The organism is Streptomyces sp. TP-A0874, assembly GCF_001748085.1.
GTDB lineage: Bacteria > Actinomycetota > Actinomycetes > Streptomycetales > Streptomycetaceae > Streptomyces.
Genome location: NZ_BBZK01000004.1, coordinates 186,421 through 205,797 on the forward strand (window position 1 = coordinate 186,421; position 19,377 = coordinate 205,797).

Consider the following 19,377-nt stretch of genomic DNA (forward strand, 5'->3'; position numbering starts at 1 on the left):
GGAGGAGCCGGGGCCGTCCGCCGGGGACGGACCTCAGTCGATTCCGCGCAGGATGTGCGGCTCGGCGGGGTCGTCCTCGTATCCGGCGAGCTGGATCGGAGCCAGCCCGCCCCAGTTGTCCGGACCGCGGAGCTCGGTCCGCTGAGGATGCCCGTCCTCGCCCTCCGCCGGGCAGGCGCTCTGCGCCGTCTTCTCGAATGTCGTCACCGCGCACTCCTTCGTGTCGCGAGTCCGTGCGCCACGGGGCGTCCCGAACCAGACGCCGGGCGCCCGGTGGGGCTGCAAAAGGGACAGTTCAGACGCGGTGGCGCCGGGTGTGGTTCCGGGAGACGACCAAGGTCTCTGGCGACTCCCGAGACGGGTCCGGGCCTCCCTGAACCGTGCGTGTCTTTCCGCGAACGCGTCAGCGAGGCTGTCCGTCGATTCCCAGCGTACATATCCGAATCGCTCGCCGCTCGTCACATACCCCGGTTCACCCCTCCGGCCGGCCGGAGGGGTGGATGCGCCGCTACCAGTCGGCGGGCGCGTAGTCCTTGAGGAAGCAGCCGTAGAGGTCCTCGCCGCGCTCACCCCGGACGATCGGGTCGTAGACCCGCGCCGCGCCGTCGACCAGGTCCAGTGGGGCGTGGAAGCCCTCCGCGGCCAGTCGCATCTTGTCCGGGTGCGGGCGTTCGTCGGTGATCCAGCCGGTGTCCACGCTGGTCACCAGGATGCCGTCGGTCTCCAGGAGTTCCTGGGCGCTGGTGCGGGTGAGCATGTTCAGGGCCGCCTTGGCCATGTTCGTGTGGGGATGGCCGGGGCCCTTGTAGCCGCGGCTGAAGACGCCCTCCATGGCCGAGACGTTCACCACGTACTTTCGGCGCGCCGGGGAGGCGGCCATAGCCGGGCGCAACCTGCTGAGCAGGATGAAGGGCGCGGTGACGTTGCACAGCTGGACTTCGAGCAGTTCCACCGGGAGGACCTCCTCGACCTTCTGCACCCAGCTGTTGCTGGGTGCCAGGTCGGGGACGAGGCCGCCCGCGTCGATGGCGGTGCCGGACTCGATCCGGGCTGGTGAGGCGGAACCGGTGGTGAGCGCCAGCGCGGCGACCGACTCGGCGGTCAGCGCTCCGGGGGCGGCGGCCGTACCGGTGAGCGTCGGCTGGGCGCCGCTGCCGAACCGGCCCAGCACCACCGACTCGGGCAGCTCTCCGGCGGGGAGGGGCGCGGACTCCCCGGCTATCAGCTCGGCGTAGGCCTCGGGGGAACGGCGGACGGTCTGCGCCGCGTTGTTGATCAGGATGTCCAGCGGGCCGTCGGCGGCCACCGAGTCGGCGAGCGCCAGTGTCTGGCCCGGGTCCCGGAGGTCGATACCGACGACCTTGAGGCGGTGGAGCCAGTCGGCGCTGTCATGCATCGCGGTGAAGCGTCGGATCGCGTCGCTCGGGAAGCGGGTGGTGATCGTGGTGTGGGCGCCGTCACGGAGCAGCCGGAGCGCTATGTACATCCCGATCTTGGCCCTGCCCCCGGTGAGCAGCGCCCGCCGCCCGATCAGGTCGGTGCGGGCCTCCCGCCGACTGCGGTTCTCCGCGGCACACGGCTGGCAGAGCTGGTGGTAGAAGGCGTCCACCTCGCGGTAGCGGGCCTTGCAGATGTAGCAGGAGCGCGGACGCTCCAGGATCCCGGCGATCTCCGAGGTGGCGGAGGCGGTGAGCGGGATGCCGAGGGTCTCGTCGTCGATCCGGTCGGCCGCGCCGGTCGCGGTCGCCTCGGTCACCGCCTTGTCGTGGGCGGTCTTGGCCGCCCGCCGCTCCTGCCGGCGGCGCTGCTTGACCGTCCGGTAGATGCCGGCGGTGGCGCGCCGGACCGCTATCGCGTCGGGGTGGTCCAGCGGGAGCTCGTCGAGTTCCCGGAGCACGCTCAGGCAGGTGGCCAACCGCTGGGGGTCGATGCCGGGCCCGTCGACCGGGCCCTCTTCAGTCACCGTCATCGACGCCGCCGCTCTCCTGGATCGCCTGTTCCATGACTCGGCCCCTCGTTCAGGGTCCGGCGGAACTGTACGTACTCAGCTCGGACTCCACCAAACCGGAAAGCCGCTGCCAGCCGCCCCGCCCGTCCGGCCCCGCTACAGCCGACCCTCCAGGTGCCGGGAACATCTACATATTTTCGCTTTAGCTGTCTTACAGGTGGCTGTGAATGCCTCTCACGGCTGATGGGCAGATATGGGGCGCCCGCCGCCCAGCGGACGCGGGCACGCGACTGTGCGTCATCGGCGAGGGGACTGCGGATGCCACCACCCACGACCATCCCGTACGCCTCCGGGGCGCTTCCCGGTATCGGACACATCGGCAGCCTGGCGAAGGACCCGGTCGGCTTCTTCGAGGCCCAGCGGGCCCGCGGCCCCATCGTGCGGGCCCGTCTGGGGCCGCGCCCCGCCTACATCGTCAACGACCCGGAGCTGGTCCGTCACATGCTCGTCGCCGGCCACCGGGACTTCGACAAGGGCGGCGCCTTCTACGAACCGTTCATCGGGCTGGTGGGAGAGAGCCTGGGCACCTGCCGGGCCGAGCGCCACCGGGTGCGCCGGCCGCTGCTCCAGCCGGCCTTCCACCACTCAAGGATGCCGGGCTACGCCGACCGGATGCGCGAGTGCGTCCACCACCACATCGCCGCCTGGTCCGAACGGGAGGTGATCGATCCTGACGAGGAGATGGCCCGGCTGGCCACCGGGGCGCTGTCCGCCACCATGCTGCGCGGTACCGAGGGCCGGCGGATCGCGGAGACCTTCCAGCGGAACTTCCCGGTGATCCTCTCCGGACTCCTCAGCCATGTGCTCCTGCCGCCGCTGTCCCGGGTGCCGCTCCCGGCCAACCGGCGCTGGCAGGAGGCCGTGGCGAGCACCTACCAGGCGATATCCGAGCTGGTCGAGTACCGCCGCTCCACCGCGGAGGACGAGTCCGACCTGATGACGATGCTCCTGGCGAACTCACCACCGCCCGGTGATCCGGCTGAGGACCGGGCCCTCCACGAGGAGGTCTTCGGCTTCCTGATCGGCGGAATCGAGACCACCGGCTCCATGATGGCCTGGGCCCTGCACGTGTTGGCCACCCATCCGGAGGAGTACCGCCGGATCCAGGAAGAGCTCGAGGAGTGCCTGGCCGGCCGGGATCCGCGCCACGAGGACATTCCGCGGCTGCGGCGGATGCAGCGGCTGCTCACCGAGGTGCTGCGCCTCTATCCACCGATCTGGCTGCTCAGCCGGACCACCGTCGCCCCCACCGTCCTCGGCGGGCATCGGCTCCCCGCCGGTGTCGACGTCTTCTACAGCCCCGAGGCCCTCCACCGCGACCCCGCCGTCTTCGACGCTCCCGAGCGCTTCGACCCCGACCGCTGGACCGGCGAACGGGCGGGACGCCGACAGCGGGAGGCTCTCATCCCGTTCGGAGCCGGTGCCCGCAAGTGCATCGGGGACAACTTCGCGATGACGGAGGGCAGCATCGCCCTGGCGATGGTGCTCCAGCGCTGGCGAGTCCGCACCGTGCCCGGCACGAAGGTGCGGCCCCGCATCCGGCTGACCCAACGCCCCGCGGGCCTGCGCCTCCGCCTGGAGGCCCGGAGCCCCGACGGGCGCTGAACAACCCCGCGCCCGCCCGGGCGCAAGCCGCTCCGGCCGCTTCACACGGAAGCGGCCGGAGCGGCCACCCCGCCGCCGAGACGGTATGGCTCGTGGAGGAAACTTTGCCGCAGGGAACCCCCCTCTACATCCCGTTCACCGCCGCCAGCAGTCCGGACCGGGCCCGCGCGGAGACCCACAACCTGGCCTGGGCCCGGCGGTACGGCCTGCTCGGCACCGAGGAGGCCGAGAGCCGGTACCGCTCCTGGCGGCTCGCCGACCTGGCCGCGCGGACCAACCCGCACGCCCTGGGCGCCGACCTCGACGTGGTCTTCGACGTCCTCGGCTTCATGTTCCTCTTCGACGACCAGTTCGACGGGAGGCTCGGCCGAGAACACGGCCGTACCCAGGCGCTCTGCGAACGGCTCGCCGCGTTGACCTGGCCGGCCGGCCGCCCCCGGCCCCGGAGCGGGGTGCCGGTCGTCGACGCCTGGATGAACCTGTGGCCCCGCTGCGCCGAGGGCATGTCGGCGGTCTGGCAGCAGCGGACGGCGCTGCACTTCCGGGAGTACTTCCAGGCCCACGTCCGGGAGGCGTCCAACCGCGCGCGGCGGCGGCCGCCGGGGGTGGAGGAGTACCTGAGCCTGCGCCGGAACACCGTCGCCATGCGCCCGCTCCAGGACCTCATCGAACGGGTCGGGCACTTCGAGGTCCCCCAGCACGCCTACGAGAGCCGCCAGCTGCGCGAGATGCGGGAGATCACGACCCTGGTCATCGCGCTGAACAACGACATCTCCTCCCTGGAGAAGGAGGCCTCGCGCGGCGACAGCCACAATCTGGTGCTCGTCCTGCAACGGGAGCAGGGCAGCACCGAGTCGGAGGCGATCGACCTCATCAGCACCATGGTGCGGACCCACATGGAGCGCTTCCTGGCGCTGGAGCAGGAGGTCCCCGAGGTGAGCACCGCCCTGGGGCTCGACTCGGGGCAACAGGCCGCGGTCCAGCGTCTGGTGCAGGGAATGCGGGCCTGGATGCGCGGCTGCTACGACTGGGAGGCACGCACCGCGCGCTATGCCACCGACTCCCTGCTGCCCGCCGACGGCCCCGGCCACCTGGAGGATCTCGTCTCCCCCCGGACCGAGCCGCGTTGAGGCGGCGCCGGTCGACAGGAGCCTCCCGGCGCCCGGTGGTCGCGCCGGCTGCTCGGGCCGGCCCCGGTCGGGGGCCGGCCCTCTAGCTCAGCCCCAGATCTCGTCCACCCACTCGGGGTGGTCGATGAACGGGTTGCGGTTGTGCTGGAACTCGTCGTAGATCACCTGGTTACGCTGCTTCTCGAAGGAGTCCGGCGGGTCCTCGTCGTTCCAGGCCTTCAGTACCGAGAGACGTCCCAGCAGCGGCTTGCTGCCGTTGTTGACGCTGTCGTTGACCTCCAGATCGGGTCCGTCGCCCCCTTCGTACCGCACGGCCATGTAGAGGATCATGCGGGCCACGTCGCCCTTGACCTCGTCGCGGGGCTCGAAGGAGTCGCTGTCGGTGAAGTTGCCCGGCGCCCCGTCGACCTCCGTGCCGCCCTCGTCGAAGTCCTTGTTGCCCCGGACGCTGTTCACCTGCACGTCCGCCGGACGCAGGTGGTGCACGTCGGTGCCCGGGCCGACGGAGGTACCGAACCCGCCGTGCGACTTGGCCCAGACGTGCTCCCGGTTCCACTGGCCGACTCCGCCGCCGTTGGAGTCGGCGCTCTGCGAGCGCCCGGTGTAGAGCAGGATGACGTTGCCGGAGTTGTCCGGGTCTCGGTCGGTGACCTTCAGCGCGTCCCAGACCTGGCTGTACGACAGCTTGGTGACGTCGCTGCTGATGATCTCGTTGAGGGCGCTCTTCAGTTCGTCGCCGGTCTTGCCGATCGCACCCTCGTAGTAGGTGTCGTCGTAGCTGCTGACGGGGGCCGCGGCCGAGGCGGTGGGGGCCTTGACCGGGGCGTCGGCCGCGGTCGCCACGGGCTGGGCGGCCACCGCGGCCATCCCGACGCCGATCAGCAGGACGAGTGGCTTCTTCCAACGGCCGTTATGAGGGACGGTCATGTGGGGGGTTGTCCTCTCCGTTGACGCCGCGCCGGCCGACCGGAGACGGTTCATTACCGGCGCAGCAACTTGTGTTCGATCGGGAGGCAGCTTGACACAGAACCGATCAACACACAGGAGATGTGCACAACTGTCCGAACATTGCGGCAGGTGGGGTTTCCGGTCCGACTGCCGGTGGAACACCGGGCCGAGGACCCTGCCGCGGCGGCCTCAGTCCAGCGCGGCGCGGATCCGGTCCGCGACCGCGTCCGCGTGCGCTTCGTCCTCGTAGCGCGAACGGGGCCAGAAGAATCCGCGCAGCCCGTCCTTCCGGTTGCGCGGGACGACATGGACGTGCAGATGGGGCACGGACTGGCTGACCCGGTTGTTCAGGGCGACGAACGAGCCCACCGCCCCCGTCCCCCGCTCCACCGCACCGGTGACCCGCCGCACCCCGGCGAAGAACGGGCCGACCTGCTCGGCCGGGAGGTCGGTGAGCGTCTCCACGTGGTCCCGGACCACCACCAGGGCATGCCCGGGGAAGAGCGGGCGGGTGTCGAGGAAGGCCACCGCGGTCTCGTCCTCGAAGACCCTCCGGCTCGGCTCTGCGCCGCTGATGATGTCGCAGAAAAGGCACCCCACGGCGCCCATTCAACAACGCCTTGCGGTGGTCCACGAACGCGGCGTACCGGAGGCGGGGCCGGAGCCCTCTCACGGACCGCCCGCCGACCGGGGCAAACGGGTTCGCGAGCGTTCCCGAGCGTCGTCCCGGCGCGACTCAGAGTCAGTGTTCCGCCCGCACCGTCCCACGGGACGAGTGGCCGCCCCTCCGCCCGGTGGCCGATACGGGAGTCAACCCTGAGCATGGATTCACGGTGCGCAGCAGGCCGGCCGAACGCCGACGGGGCCCGCGACGGGCCGGATCCACGGGGCCAAACATCCGGAAGGGGTGGTTCTGAGACGCAGGTGTCCGGAGGGTGAGAACGGCGGATCGAGGACCGCCGTTTCAGTCAGGGGGACGTCACCTGAGACACTCGGTGTGCGGCGCCGTCCCGCCGCGCCCGTCCCGGCACGTCTTCACACGGCCGAAGGGTGGGTATCAGGGGCAGGGTGGGCACAGCGTGGTGCCCCGGACAATCACGGGCACCGCACTCCCTCCATGCACGGAAAGGGCTTGATCAGATGACGGCCGAACCCCACACGCAAGTGCACCACGACTCTCGGAGCCGCGTCATCGAGCCGCTGTACGCCGAGATCCTGCGGCGGAACCGTGGCGAGACCGAGTTCCACCAGGCGGTCCGGGAGGTCCTGGAGACACTGGGTCCGGTGCTCGCCAAGCGTCCGGAGTTCGTGGACGCCCGCATCATCGAGCGGATCTGCGAGCCCGAGCGGCAGCTCATCTTCCGCGTGCCCTGGTCCGACGACTCCGGCGACATACATGTGAACCGCGGCTTCCGGGTGGAGTTCAACAGTTCCCTCGGCCCCTATAAGGGCGGCCTCCGCTTCCACCCCTCGGTGAACCTGGGGATCGTGAAGTTCCTCGGCTTCGAGCAGATCTTCAAGAACGCGCTCACCGGGATGCCGATCGGCGGCGGCAAGGGTGGCAGCGACTTCGACCCGAAGAACCGTTCCGACGCCGAGATCATGCGGTTCTGCCAGTCCTTCATGACCGAGCTCCACCGCCACCTGGGCGAGTACACCGATGTCCCGGCCGGGGACATCGGCGTCGGCGGCCGGGAGATCGGTTACCTGTTCGGCCAGTACAAGAGGATCACCAACCGCTACGAGTCGGGTGTCCTCACCGGCAAGGGGCTGGGCTGGGGAGGTTCCCAGGCGCGCACCGAGGCGACGGGGTACGGCTGTGTGCTCTTCACCGCCGAGATGCTCCGCACCCGCGGCGAGGACCTCGACGGACAGCGCGTCGCCGTCTCCGGGTCCGGGAACGTCGCGATCTACGCCACCGAGAAGGCGCAGCAGCTCGGTGCGACCGTGGTCACCTGCTCCGACTCCGACGGTTACGTCGTCGACGACAAGGGCATCGACCTGGACCTGCTCAAGGAGGTCAAGGAGAGTGGCCGGGGCCGGGTCTCGGAGTACGCGCAGCGGCGCGGCGGTGCCTCCCGCTTCGTCCCGGGCCGAGGCGTCTGGGAGGTCCCCTGTGACGTGGCCCTGCCCTGTGCGACGCAGAACGAGATCACCGGGGACGACGCCATCACGCTGGTGCGCAACGGGGTGAAGGCGGTTGCCGAGGGCGCGAACATGCCCACCATGCCGGAGGCGGTGCGGGTGCTTCAGGAGGCGGGCGTGGCCTTCGCTCCGGGCAAGGCGGCCAACGCCGGCGGGGTGGCGACCAGCGCGCTGGAGATGCAGCAGAACGCCTCCCGGGACTCCTGGTCCTTCGGGTACACCGAGGAGCGGCTGGCGGACATCATGCGGTACATCCACCACTCCTGCCACACCACGGCCGAGCGGTACGGAAGCCCGGGCAACTACGTGGTCGGCGCCAACATCGCCGGATTCGAAGTGGTGGCGGACGCGATGCTCGCACAGGGCCTGATCTGAGGGCTGCCCGGAAGGATCCGGCACCGAAGCCGCATCCGGCATGGTCGCGTCGCGACATCCCATCCGGCGCCACCCCGGCCACCGCCGGGAGGCGTCACTCGGCGTCGGCCGAAAGCCCTGCAGACCCGGTACAGGTGCTTCCGGCCGCCCTGCGACCGCCCATGTCCGGCACACCGCTCTCTTGCCCAGCGGGTGGACACGCCGGCCGGGCCGGCTGTCTCACTGCCTGCCGGTCCCGTTGTCCTCCACTTCCGCCGCCTCCCGGTTCGGACCGCCCCGGCCCGCTTCAGAGGCTCTGCTCGGTCCAGATGGTCTTGCCGGTCCGCGTGTAGCGGGTGCCCCACCGCTGGACCATCTGGGCCACGATGAACAGGCCCCGCCCGCCCTCCTCGTCGGTCGCCGCCCGCCGGAGGTTGGGCGAGGTGTGCCCGGTGTCCGATACCTCGCAGAGCAGGACCCGGTCCCGGATGAGCCGGAGCTGGAGCGGACCGGAGACGTACCGGATGGCGTTGGTGACGAGTTCGCTCACCACGAGTTCCGTGCTGAAGGAGAGCTCCTCCAGTCCCCACTGCTGGAGCTGGCCGATGGTAAGCGTCCGGGCGTCGGAGACGGCGGTGGGGGACGGCGGCAGGTCCCAGACGGCGACGTGGCGCGCGTCCAGCGCACGGGTCCTGGCCAGGAGCAGGGCGGCGTCGTCGTCGACCACCGAGCCGCGCGGCAGGACCGACTGGACGAGCCGGTCGGAGAGGTTCTCCAGCGGCTCCCGATGGCGGCGGAGCGCGTTGCTGAGCCGGTCGAGCCCGGTGCCCAGGTCCCGCCCGCGGCCCTCCACCAGGCCGTCGGTGAACAGGGCCAGCAGGCTCCCCGGAGGCAGTTCGATCTCCCGGCTCTCGTAGGGGAGGCCACCGAGCCCCAACGGCAGCCCGGTCGGTAGCTCGGGGAAGCTGACCTGGCCGTCCGGGGTCACGACCGCCGGCGGCAGATGGCCGGCGCGGGCGATGGAGCACTGCCGGGAGACCGGGTCGTACACCGCGTACAGGCAGGTGACGCCGAGGGCCTCGTCGCCTTCCGGCCCGGCGTCGCTCCCGGCGGCACCGGCCAGGCCGGTGCCCTCGTCCTCCGGCTGCCCGACCAGGTCGTCCAGCCGGGAGAGCAACTCGTCCGGGGTGAAATCCAGCCGGGCCAACGCCCGCACGGTGGTCCGGAGCCGGCCCATGGTGGCCGCCGCACGGACCCCGTGCCCCACGACGTCCCCGACGACCAGGCCGACCCGGGCCCCGGAGAGCGGGATGACGTCGAACCAGTCACCGCCGACGCCGGCCAGGTCCCCGGCCGGCAGGTAGCGGTAGGCCACCTCGACGGCGGTCGGCCGCGGGAGTCGGCGCGGGAGGAGCCTGGTCTGGAGTTCGAGCGCGGCGGCCCGTTCCCGGGTGTAGCGACGGGCGTTGTCCAGGGACACCGCCGCCCGCTGCACCAGTTGCCGGGCCAGCGCCAGTTCGCCGGTGTCGAAGGGGCTGGTGTCCCCGGTCCGGAGGAAGGTGACCAGTCCCATGGTCCGTCCCCGGGCGACCAGGGGCACCACCAGGCGGGAGCGGACGCCTGCCGCCTGGTCGCCCGCGTCCCCCTCCCGGCCCGCTTCCAGGACCAGGTCGCCCGAGGTCAGGCTGCGGATCTGCGCGGTCCCCTCGGCGTAGCAGATGAGCGGTCCGGGCACCGGTCTGGTCCGGCGGCGCTCGGCCCTCCGCTGGCCGCTCTCGGCCCCGTCCGAGTCATGCGCCGGCTCGGGGTCGTTCACCGAACGCCGCACCACCCGTACCAGCGACACCGCCGGCCGGCTCATGATCGGGGGCTCCTCCCCCGCGAGCACGGCTTCCAGCACGTCGACGGTGGCCTCGTCCGCGAAGTCCGGCACCGTCACCGCGGCCACCTCCTCGGCCGTGCGGACGACGTCCAGGCTGGTGCCGATCCGCTCACCGGCCCGCACCATCAGGGAGAGCCGCTGCTGGGCCCGGTAGCGGTCGGAGATGTCGAACGACTCCTCGCAGACGCCGATCGGCTCCCCGCGGGCGCCCCGCAGTTGGAAGAAGGAGCAGGACCAGACGTGCGGACGCTGCGGGTTCGTCGGGGGCCGGCCCCGCAGGCGCAGATCGATGACGGGGTCCCCGGTGCGCAGCACCCCCTCCATCAGGTGCTGCAGATCCTGCGAGGCGTACTCCCCGAGAATCTCCGCGTCCGGGTGGATCTCGGCCGGGCGTGCACCGATCCGGTCCTCAAGCGGCACCGCCATCTTCCGGCGGGAAGCCTCGTTGGCCCAGGTGAGGCGGAGGTCCGCGTCGAAGACCGCCAGACCGATCGGCGACTGGGTGGCCAGGCCCCGGAGCGTGGCCCGCTGGGTCTGCGCCAGCGAGCTCTCGCCCGGATCGGTCGCCAGCACCATCCAGGCGGCCGTCGAACCGCTGCCGCCGGAGGTGTTCGGGATGTCCTCCGCCCCTCCCCCGGAGCCGTCGCCGTCGCTGGTCGCGCAACCGGAGAGCGGCAGCGCGATCAGCGCGAGGCGGACCGTCCGCCCGTCGCGGTGCCGGACCTCGGTCACCGACTCCCGGGCCGCCCGGGAGGAGACGGCCGGCAGGGCGTTCTCCTCACTCGTCAGGCAGGGCGGGTTGACCGGTTCCGCCAGGAGGCAGGTCACCGCGCGGCCGACGACCTCCCCCGCCGGGTAGCCCAGCAGCCGTTCCGCAGCCGGGCTCCAGACGAGGACAGTGCCGCGGGCGTCGATGACCGCCACGGCCGCCTGCGCCACCTCGCGGCCAAAGGGGCCACCGGAACCGACGTCCGCCCCCGCGCTCCACACACTCATCGCAGCCATCCAGCCTGGGCTCGTTCCCGACAGGGCCAAGGGCTGTCCCGCGATCCCCGGTGGACCAGCGCACGCGTCGGGCACGGTGCACCACTGGGCGGAGGGACACCGCACGGAGTGGTGTCCGGACGTTCCCTCGGCACGGCGAGGCGCCGTGGCTGTCGTGGTGCGCCCGCCAGGGATCACGGCACAGCCCTTAGGGGAGCACACCGGAGCTCGGGACCGCGTGCGCCGCACCGGCCCCACCCGACTGCGCCGCCCGCTACGCTCAGCCGCGGGGAGCGGTCGCATCGGCCGCCCGAAGTACAAGGCGAAGTTGGGCGCTATGACTAACAATCAGGACGAGGCGGCACCGGCGGGGATCGACACCAGCCTGCCGCACTCCGCCCGGATATACGACTACTGGCTGGGCGGCAGCAGCAATTTCGCCGTGGACCGGTCGCTCGGCCAGACGTTCGAGGAGGCGATTCCGAGCATCCGCACCATGGCCCGGGAGAACCGCAGGTTCCTCGGGCGTGCCGTCCGGTACATGGCCGGAGAGGCCGGCCTCAGGCAGTTCCTGGACGTCGGTACCGGGGTTCCCGCGGACGGTGACACGCCCTCGGTGACCGGGATCGTGGCCCCCGACAGCCGGGTCGTCTGCGTCGACAACGACCCCATCGTGCAGGCCCACGCCCGGACCCTGACGGCGAACTCGTCCGACGGCCGGACGGTGTACCTGCAAGGCGACCTGCGGGAGCCGGAACGTCTGCTGGAGGACCCGGTGCTGACACGGCACCTGGACCTGGACCAGCCGGTGGGGCTCCTGCTGGTGGCGGTGCTCATGCTGGTCGGCGACGAGCACGAGCCGGTCGACAACGTGCGGACACTGCTGGACGCGCTGCCACCCGGCAGCCACGTCGCGGTGACCCACCCGAGCCAGGACTTCGACGAACAGGCGATGGCGGAGATCGTGGCCACGGCAGGACGCGGCCGGATGACGCTGGTGCCCCGGCGGCGCGACGAGGTCAAGGCGTTCTTCGGTGACTGGGAACTCGTCCGCCCGGGCCTGGTACCGGTCATGGGCTGGCGGCCGGAGGAAGCGGCGCCCCAGGACCCGAACGCCGCCTACTACTGGGGCGGGGTCGCCCGCAAGCCGGCGTAGCGGTTCGGCTCGGCCGGACCGCGGCCGGACGGGCCCCGGAGGGCGCACCCGGGTCGGCCGCCGGTTCCGGGAAGCCGTGCTGGCTGCGCCGAGCAGCCGGTGACCGCCCGCCCGTGCACCGAGGAGACGAAGGAAGACGGCCGTGACACGACCGACCGAGGACCCCCGGGGTCCCGGCGCGAGCGGTGCGCGGCTGGCCGAGGTGGCCGCCGCCGCCGGCGTCCACCAGTCGACCGCCTCCCGCGCGCTGCGCGGGGCCCCCGGTGTGGGGGCGGACACCTGCGAGCGAGTGCGCGAGGCCGCCCGGCTCCTGGGCTACATGGCCCATCCCGCCGCCGCCAGCCTCCGTACCGGCCGCAGCCGGCTGCTGGGGGTCCTGGTGCCGCGGCTGACCGACATCGTGTTGGCCACGGTCTACGAGGGGATCGAGAGCGGCGCCACCGCCGCCGGCTACCAGGCCGTGGTCGCCAACACCGGCGACGATCCGGCGGTCCAGCGGCGGAAGGTCGAGCGGCTGCTGGCGCTACGGGTCGACGGACTGCTGCTGGGCGACGCCCGTCTCGACGCGCCGATCGCCGCGGATCTGCTCGCCCAGGGCGTGCCGACCGTCCTGGTCTCCCGGCGGCTCCCCCGGGTCCCGTCCTACACCTGCGACGATCTCGCCGGCGGGCGGATGGTGGCCGAGCACCTCCTGGCACTGGGGCATCGCCGGGTCGGTGTGGTCGCCGGTGAGCCCCACGCGTCGACCGGCGTCGAGCGGACCCGCGGTTTCCTGCGAGCGTTCGCGGCGGCGGGTGCGCCCGTGGACCCGGCACTGATCGTCAACTCCGCCTTCGACGCGCGCGGCGGCGAGTTGGCCGGGCATCACCTGCTGACGGTCCGGCCCCGTCCCACGGCCATATTCGCCGTCAACGACTTCGCCGCGATCGGGGTGATGGGAGCGCTCCGGGTCTCCGGGCTCGTTCCGGGCGAGGACCTGGCGGTGGCCGGCTTCAACGACGTGCCGCTCTCCGCCCAGCTGCCGATCCCGCTGACCTCGGTGCGCTCGCCGATGCGGGAGATGGGCGAACGGGCCGCGACCGCCCTGGTGCGGGTGGTGGAGGGCGGAACCGCCCGGTCGCGGCGGCTGACCCCGCGGCTGGTGGTGCGCGCCTCCACCGCCGGGACGGGCCGCTGACCGCCGGGTGGGGACCACCGGAGCCGGACACGCCCGCGCGGGCTTCGCGGGAATCCGTCGGCGAGGTCGCCATCATGGCGCCATGACGCGAGCGGGAACCCCTGGGCAGCCGGGGCACCGTACGGGGCGGCGGGAGATCGTCCTCCGGCAGCGGTACGAGGTCGTCAGCATCGTCAACGACCTCTTCGTGGCGCTCTGGTTCATCGTGGGCAGCGTGTTCTTCTTCTATCCCTCGACTACCGAGACGGGGGTCTGGTGCTTCCTGTTCGGCAGTGTCGAGTTGTTCATCCGGCCCGCCATCCGCCTCGCCCGGCATCTGCACATCCAGCGGGTGAATCCCGAGACGCCGGCGTTGACCACCGCCTCGCAGGACTACTGAGCCGACTCGGAGGACTCCCCCGGCCCGCCCCCCGTCGAGCGGGGAGTCGCTCGGGACGGTTCACCGGGGCGGCCGTCGAGGAAGCGCAGTGCGGCGGTGGTCATCGCCGTGACCCCGGTGGGCAGGCCGGTGCGCAGGTCGCAGGCGAACTCCGGCGCGTGGTTGGACGGCAGCGCGGCGAGCTTCTGGGCGGCTGTGGCGCCGGGGCCGCCGGCCCGCGCCCACTGGCCCGGCCCCACCGATCCCAGCATCCAGTAGACGAGCCGGATCCCGGAGTGTCCGTGCAGCGCTCGGCCCGCGTCGCCGAAGAAGGCGAAGTCCTCGGTCGCCATCGCAGGAGGCCAGTCGGAGACCCGTCGGGGTCCGTAGAGTTCGGTGTGGGCCTTCCGGACGGCGGCGGTGGCGACGGGATCGGGAACGGTTGCCGGGGAGTCGGAGACCACGGTGATGTCGGGGTCGCGCGGGCAGCCGGAGGCCGCGCACTCGGCCCGCACCACCCTCTCGACGGCCGCGGCCACCCGCTCCAGGGTCTCCGCGGCGTGCGCCCGGACGGTGAGCCCCAGGGTCGCCCGGTCGGGCACCACGTTGCGGGCCTCACCCGCGTGCAGTGAGCCGACGGTGAGCACCACCTGCTCGGCCGGGGAACTCTCCCGGGAGACCACGCCCTGAAGGCGCATCACCATGGCGGCGGCGGTCAGGACCGGGTCGACGCCCAGCTGCGGGGTACCGGCGTGGCCTCCGGCACCGTGGACGGTTATCTCGTAGTCGACGCTGCCGGCCATCACGGGACCGTAGCCGTGCGCGACCATGCCCGCCGGCAGAGGCGCGGTGTGCTGGGCGAGAACGGTGTCCGGCCGCCCGAACCGCTCGTAGAGACCGTCGGCCAGCATCGCCCGGGCCCCTTCCAGGGTCTCCTCCGCCGGCTGGCCGACGACCATCACCCTCCCGCTCCACCCCGCTGTGGAGCGGGCCAGCAGCGAGGCGGCGCCGGCGACCGCTGCCAGGTGCAGGTCGTGGCCGCAGGCGTGGCTGGCCGCTCCCTCGCTCGCATAGGGGAGGCCGGTTCGTTCCCGGACCGGCAGCGCGTCCAACTCGGCGCGGAGCATGACGGTGGGGCCGGCGCCGTTCCGCAGCAGACCGACCACTCCGTGGCCGCCGACCGATCCGGTCACCTCGTATCCCTCGTCCGCCAGCCAGGCGGCCAGTCGGCCGGCGGTGCGCCGCTCCTGACCGGAGGTCTCGGGGTGGCGGTGGATGTCGAGGCAGAAGGCGGTGACCGGTCGGAGGATCTCCTTCAACCGGTCCAGGACGGGGGCGTCGTCCCCGGTGTACGCGACGGATGGGCTCACCGCTCCATGCTCCGTCAACCGGCGGCGGACCCCGCTGCACTTCGCTGACAGCGGATGTCAGCGACATGACAGCAGAACGCCCGCAGAGCTGCCAGAGGGTTCCGGTCGAATGGAGCCACGGCACGGCCGGAGGCCCCGGGAGACCATCCCGGTGGCTGCCGCCGTATCACCCTAAGGAGCCCCCATGGCTGACAAGTCGCCGCTCGCCTCGCTCGCCGACGAGATCCTGGAGCTGGAGTCGGAGACCTTCGAGATCTCGGACTACTCGGACGCCAGCGAGGTCGTGCTCGCGGGTTCGACGAGCTGCTCGTCGACCTCCACCTGCTCCTCCACCACCAGCACCACCTCCTGCAGCGCCTGATTCGACCGGCGCTCGGCCATGGCGAACGGCCCCTTCCGATCGGAAGGGGCCGTTCGTCGTCGTGTCTCCGGTGCTGCTGGCCCGCCCCGAGGGGCGGGCCCTCGCACTCTCAGGGGAAGGGGTGCGGAACCATGCGGATATCCTGGTCCGTCAGGTCGGTGCCGCGCAGGCCGGCGCGCCGTGCGGCGGTGCGCAACCGCGGCATCAGCGGGGCCCGCTGCCGCGACCAGCCGAAGTCGATCGGGAGCAGCCCGGGGGCGAGGGTGCACACCGTCCGCAGCCCCATGCGCTCCTGCTCGGGGGTGGTCTGGTCCACGACGATGACGTCGTGTCCGGCAGCGATCAACTCGTCGCGGCAGTGCGCCACGTCGTCGAGCAGGTCCCGGGTGCGCGGTCGGCGGTCCCGCTGCCAGTCGGCGTAGACCTCGGCCAGCGGGCGGACCGCGGCCGGCTCCAGGTAGCCGCGGGCGTGCTCCGCCATCCTCGGCAGCCCGTACAGCTGGGCGTGGTCCTTCAGGTGCAGCACCTTGGAGTAGTCCTCGGCCATGGCCTCGAGTTCGTCCCGGCGCTCCTCGACCTGCCGGGGCAGGTGGGGGATGTAGGTGAGCACCTCGGACAGCGCGTCCGCGACGGCCGCCACCGGGTCGAGGTTCGCCCCGGCCCCGAAGGAGAGCCGGCCGGGGCCGCCGTCCCGGCGTACCGCGAGGGCGGTGACGACCGGCACCGCCAGGTCGACCCGGCTGTCGAAGGCGTGCACGTCGTAGCCCTGCATCGCGGCTCGGTCGACCATGTTGCGGATGGCTGGGTCGTCGGTCGAACCGAGGTCGATCTCGGTGAGCGGGTGGTCTCCGTACCAGCCCAGCAGGAAGGCGTCCCGCTCGATGAGTTCCAGCAGTCCGCCGAGGACGGCCTCCTCCAGGCAGCCGCCGATGGCGCATCCGTTGGAGCACTCGAAGACGAAGTTGTCGGCGGCGAGCCCCGCGCTGTAGTGCACCAGCCGGGCCGGCACCAGCACCGGCCGGTCGTCGCGGAGCGAACGGCCCCAGACCCAGGGGATCCTCCGGTCCGGATCGAAGGGGCTGACCATCGGGTCGTCGCGGTAGGTGGCCTCGGAGTAGAAGCCGCACTCCGCCGGATCGAGCGCGGCGTCGCCGAGGTTGGCGTAGGAGTCGGTGAGCAGCGCGGTACCACGCCGCCGGTGGGTGCCGGCGTAGCGCTCCAGGCCCTCCAGGAAGGCGAGGTCGCGGCTGGCGTCGAAGCCGTTGGCCTGACCGCTCCAGGTGACGTCGGTGAGCCCGGCGTAACCGCGCATGAAGACGCTTCCGGCGACCGGCGCGGTGGTCGGCGAGGTGACGTTGATCCAGGTGCCGGCGCCCAGCGCTCCGGTCACCGGGTTGGCGAGGGCGGTGCGCGGCATCGGATAGTCGGCCGCCGGACGCAGCCGGTAGTCGTCCGCGGCCCGCTTGGTGCGGCTGACCAGCCTCATCGGCGCGCCGTCCGGGCCGAGCGGGCTGTCGGTGCCGCCGGGCCCGCAGTGCGGGCAGAGCGGGTCGGCCAGCAGCGGGAAGGTGCGTATCCGCAAGGTCTCCAGATCGACCTCGGTGACCTGCGGCAGCGCGCGGTCGGCGGCGTGGGCGGACGGCGGCCGCACCTCGGGCGCGGCGGGCCGCAGCACCGTCTCGACCAGCGCCCGCACGGTGTCGATCACGTACTGCGGCAGCTGCGGCCAGTCCCCGGCCATCCGGGTGTTGGCGCCGGTCTCCAGCGCGTCCCGCTCGCTGCGGCTGCGCAGCCGCTGCCAGCGCATGCCGAGACAGCGACCGCAGGCCGGGGAGGTGTCGTCCCCGCCCCAGGGGCCCACGAGCACGGCCCGGGAGGTCAGGTGGACACGGGCGTCGGGACGGACCGCGGCGTACGGGTCGCCGTCGGCCGTGCCGAGTACGTCACCGGCGCCCAGCGGCACCACGGTCGGTGTGCCCTCGGACAGCCCGGCGCCGAGGGCGCCCTGGAGTCGTCTTCGGGCCTGTTCCAGCGGCGCGTTCTCGGGCGCCGTGCGGTGTGGTGCCGCGGTGGTGGTCATTTCTGGTTGCTCCATCGGAAGGTCTTGAGGGCGAGAGCGCCGCAGACGACGGTGAAGACGAGGAGGCCGCCGCACCCGAGGAGGATGTCGCCGCCGCTCCCCTCGCCGGTGAGCGACGCGGAGACCGCGTCGTTCATGTAGCGCAGGGGCAGCGCGCGGGAGATCGCCTGGAGCCAGGACGGCATCAGGTCCAGCGGCAGGAAGGATCCGGAGAGGAACGCCATCGGCACCATGAGGAAGTTGGCGATGGCGGCCACCGCCTCGGGGGTGTCGGCGAAGGAGCCGATGAGTACGCCGATGGTGAGGAAGGCGGTGATGCCGAGTACCAGGACGGGTACCGTCAGCGCCCAGCGACCGCCGACGTCCAGCCCGAACATGAGCGCCACGGCCACGAACACCACGGCCTGCACGGCGCCGACGGCGAGGGCGATCACATAGCGGGAGGCCAGCACGGTGGGCAGTCCGGTGGGGGTCAGTCTGATCAGCCGCAGCAGGTCGTCGCGCCGCCACTGCATCAGGGTGAACGCCACCCCGAACACCGCGGCGTTGGCCACGCCCCAGGACATGACGCCCGGGGCGATGTAGGAGATGTAGGGCCGTCCGCTCTGCTCCACGTCCTGTCCGCTGAAGATCAGCCCGAACACGACCAGGAAGAGCAGCGGGAAGGCGAAGGTGAAGAACAAGGTGGCCTTGTCCCGGATCTGGGCTCGGTATCCGGCCCCGGTCAGTGCTGCGTAGGCGCTCATGCGGGCTGCTCCGTGTCGTTGTCGTGGTTCTCGGGGCCGTCGTTCCCGTGCCGGCCGCCGTCAGACCCGTGTTCGCCGCTGGAGGAGGTGAGTTCGAGGTAGACGTCCTCAAGGGTCGCGGTGTGGGTCCGGATGTCGTCCAGGCCGGTGATGGCGTCGAGCGCGCTGAGCACCTTGCCCGAGACCCTGGTCTCCAGCACCAGGGATCCGCCCTCGACGGTGGCCCGGTCGACCCCGGGCAGCTCCAGGGCCTTCTCGACGCTGATCCGTCCGGACGGCAGCAGCAGCCGGGTCGCCGCCCCGGTGGCGCTGACGAGGTGGTGCGGGGAGTCGAGGGCGGCGACGGAACCGTCCACCAGGATGGCCACCCGGTCGCAGAGGGCCTCGGCCTCGTCGAGGTGGTGGGTGGTGTAGACGATGGTGCGGCCCTGGCTCCTGAGGTCTCGGAGCACCTGCCACAGGTCGCGCCGGGCCTGCGGGTCCAGGGCGGCGGTCGGCTCGTCCAGGAAGATCAACTCTGGTTCGTGGACGAGGGCGGAGGCGATGGCGAGCCGCTGGCGCCGCCCACCGGAGAGGTTCTCCACCATGACGTCGGGCTGGTCGGACAGGCCGACGCTCTCCAGTGCCCGGTCCGCCGCGTCGGCGCCCGCGCCGTACAGTGCGGCGACGGTACGCAGGTGTTCTCGGGCGGTCTGCCGTACGAAGAAGGCGGAGGACTGCGTCTGGACGCCCATTCGGGGCAGCAGCGCGACGTTCCGCGGCCAGGGCGACTGGCCGAGCACGGTGACGGTGCCTGAGTCGGCCTCGCGGAGGCCTTCCATGATCTCCAGCAGGGTGGTCTTGCCCGCGCCGTTGGGACCGAGGAGGCCGAAGAACTCGCCCCGGCGCACCTCCAGGGATACCCCCCGCAGCGCCTCGTGGTCGCCGTAGCGCTTGCGCACCTCGCCGACGGCTATCGCCGTGTCCTCCGCCGCTGTCGGGTGGCGCCCGTCTTGGAGGGCCCTTGCGTCGGTCATGTGTTCCGTGCTCCTCTGTCGCCTGTCTCTGGCGCTCGTTCAGCCGCATGTGGACGG

16 protein-coding genes are annotated in these 19,377 nt (G+C 72.0%); 7 read left to right on the forward strand and 9 right to left on the reverse strand.

Annotated features, from left to right (window positions below; genetic code table 11):
- Window positions 1-33: 33 nt before the first annotated feature.
- Together BGP73_RS22975 and BGP73_RS05010 are read right to left on the reverse strand one after the other, a co-directional pair.
- A complete protein-coding gene (locus tag BGP73_RS22975) occupies window positions 34-207 on the reverse strand; it encodes a hypothetical protein (RefSeq protein WP_170837752.1) in 174 nt (57 codons plus the stop codon).
- A gap of 301 nt (window positions 208-508) precedes the next feature.
- Window positions 509-1,969 carry an SDR family NAD(P)-dependent oxidoreductase gene (locus BGP73_RS05010; RefSeq protein WP_069812253.1) on the reverse strand — a complete coding sequence of 487 codons (1,461 nt, stop codon included), beginning with the start codon at window positions 1,967-1,969 and terminating at the stop codon, window positions 509-511.
- A 297-nt stretch (window positions 1,970-2,266) separates the two neighbouring features.
- On the opposite strand from BGP73_RS05010, the gene BGP73_RS05015 reads away from it, so the two are divergent.
- Both BGP73_RS05015 and BGP73_RS05020 read left to right on the forward strand, forming a co-directional pair.
- The gene (locus tag BGP73_RS05015) at window positions 2,267-3,613 is read left to right on the forward strand and encodes a cytochrome P450 (RefSeq protein ID WP_069812254.1); all 1,347 of its coding nucleotides are present in this window, start codon (window positions 2,267-2,269) and stop codon (window positions 3,611-3,613) included.
- 92 nt (window positions 3,614-3,705) lie between these two features.
- On the forward strand, window positions 3,706-4,743 hold the full coding sequence (locus BGP73_RS05020) for a terpene synthase family protein (protein WP_139134525.1): 1,038 nt from the start codon (window positions 3,706-3,708) through the stop codon (window positions 4,741-4,743).
- An 87-nt stretch (window positions 4,744-4,830) separates the two neighbouring features.
- Here the strand turns inward: BGP73_RS05020 and BGP73_RS05025 are convergent, their stop codons facing one another.
- On the reverse strand, window positions 4,831-5,670 hold the full coding sequence (locus BGP73_RS05025; protein ID WP_079127211.1) for an endonuclease I family protein: 840 nt from the start codon (window positions 5,668-5,670) through the stop codon (window positions 4,831-4,833).
- A 210-nt stretch (window positions 5,671-5,880) separates the two neighbouring features.
- A complete protein-coding gene (locus BGP73_RS05030) occupies window positions 5,881-6,300 on the reverse strand; it encodes an HIT family protein (protein ID WP_069812256.1) in 420 nt (139 codons plus the stop codon).
- A gap of 531 nt (window positions 6,301-6,831) precedes the next feature.
- Here BGP73_RS05030 and gdhA point away from each other — a divergent pair.
- The gene (gene gdhA / locus BGP73_RS05035; protein WP_069812257.1) at window positions 6,832-8,211 is read left to right on the forward strand and encodes an NADP-specific glutamate dehydrogenase; all 1,380 of its coding nucleotides are present in this window, start codon (window positions 6,832-6,834) and stop codon (window positions 8,209-8,211) included.
- 286 nt (window positions 8,212-8,497) lie between these two features.
- On the opposite strand, the gene BGP73_RS05040 is transcribed toward gdhA, so the two are convergent.
- Window positions 8,498-11,077, reverse strand: a complete 2,580-nt coding sequence (locus tag BGP73_RS05040; RefSeq protein WP_306303447.1) for a SpoIIE family protein phosphatase — start codon at window positions 11,075-11,077, stop codon at window positions 8,498-8,500.
- A gap of 316 nt (window positions 11,078-11,393) precedes the next feature.
- On the opposite strand from BGP73_RS05040, the gene BGP73_RS05045 reads away from it, so the two are divergent.
- The 3 genes from BGP73_RS05045 to BGP73_RS05055 all read left to right on the forward strand — a co-directional run bounded on the left by BGP73_RS05045 (window position 11,394) and on the right by BGP73_RS05055 (window position 13,768).
- Entirely contained in the window at window positions 11,394-12,212 is an 819-nt protein-coding gene (locus tag BGP73_RS05045) for an SAM-dependent methyltransferase (protein ID WP_069812259.1), read from the forward strand.
- Window positions 12,213-12,354: 142 nt separating this feature from the next.
- The gene (locus BGP73_RS05050; RefSeq protein ID WP_069812260.1) at window positions 12,355-13,389 is read left to right on the forward strand and encodes a LacI family DNA-binding transcriptional regulator; all 1,035 of its coding nucleotides are present in this window, start codon (window positions 12,355-12,357) and stop codon (window positions 13,387-13,389) included.
- An 82-nt stretch (window positions 13,390-13,471) separates the two neighbouring features.
- Complete coding sequence (locus BGP73_RS05055) at window positions 13,472-13,768, forward strand: YrhK family protein (RefSeq protein ID WP_069812261.1); 297 nt, start codon at window positions 13,472-13,474, stop codon at window positions 13,766-13,768.
- On the opposite strand, the gene BGP73_RS05060 is transcribed toward BGP73_RS05055, so the two are convergent.
- Window positions 13,762-15,117 carry an amidohydrolase gene (locus tag BGP73_RS05060; RefSeq protein ID WP_374701119.1) on the reverse strand — a complete coding sequence of 452 codons (1,356 nt, stop codon included), beginning with the start codon at window positions 15,115-15,117 and terminating at the stop codon, window positions 13,762-13,764. The two genes, BGP73_RS05055 and BGP73_RS05060, sit on opposite strands and share 7 nt — an antisense overlap.
- Window positions 15,118-15,301: 184 nt before the next feature.
- Here BGP73_RS05060 and BGP73_RS05065 point away from each other — a divergent pair, with 184 nt between their 5' ends.
- Window positions 15,302-15,478: a thiazolylpeptide-type bacteriocin gene (locus BGP73_RS05065; RefSeq protein WP_069812262.1), complete on the forward strand. Its 177-nt coding sequence runs from the start codon at window positions 15,302-15,304 to the stop codon at window positions 15,476-15,478.
- A 109-nt stretch (window positions 15,479-15,587) separates the two neighbouring features.
- On the opposite strand, the gene BGP73_RS05070 is transcribed toward BGP73_RS05065, so the two are convergent.
- The 3 genes from BGP73_RS05070 to BGP73_RS05080 are packed head-to-tail and all read right to left on the reverse strand — an operon-like array spanning window position 15,588 to window position 19,320.
- Complete coding sequence (locus BGP73_RS05070) at window positions 15,588-17,558, reverse strand: TOMM precursor leader peptide-binding protein (protein ID WP_069812263.1); 1,971 nt, start codon at window positions 17,556-17,558, stop codon at window positions 15,588-15,590.
- Entirely contained in the window at window positions 17,555-18,304 is a 750-nt protein-coding gene (locus BGP73_RS05075) for an ABC transporter permease (protein ID WP_069812264.1), read from the reverse strand. The genes BGP73_RS05070 and BGP73_RS05075 overlap by 4 nt, the downstream gene beginning before the upstream one ends.
- Complete coding sequence (locus BGP73_RS05080; protein ID WP_079127212.1) at window positions 18,301-19,320, reverse strand: ABC transporter ATP-binding protein; 1,020 nt, start codon at window positions 19,318-19,320, stop codon at window positions 18,301-18,303. The genes BGP73_RS05075 and BGP73_RS05080 overlap by 4 nt, the downstream gene beginning before the upstream one ends.
- Window positions 19,321-19,377 lie beyond the last annotated feature (57 nt).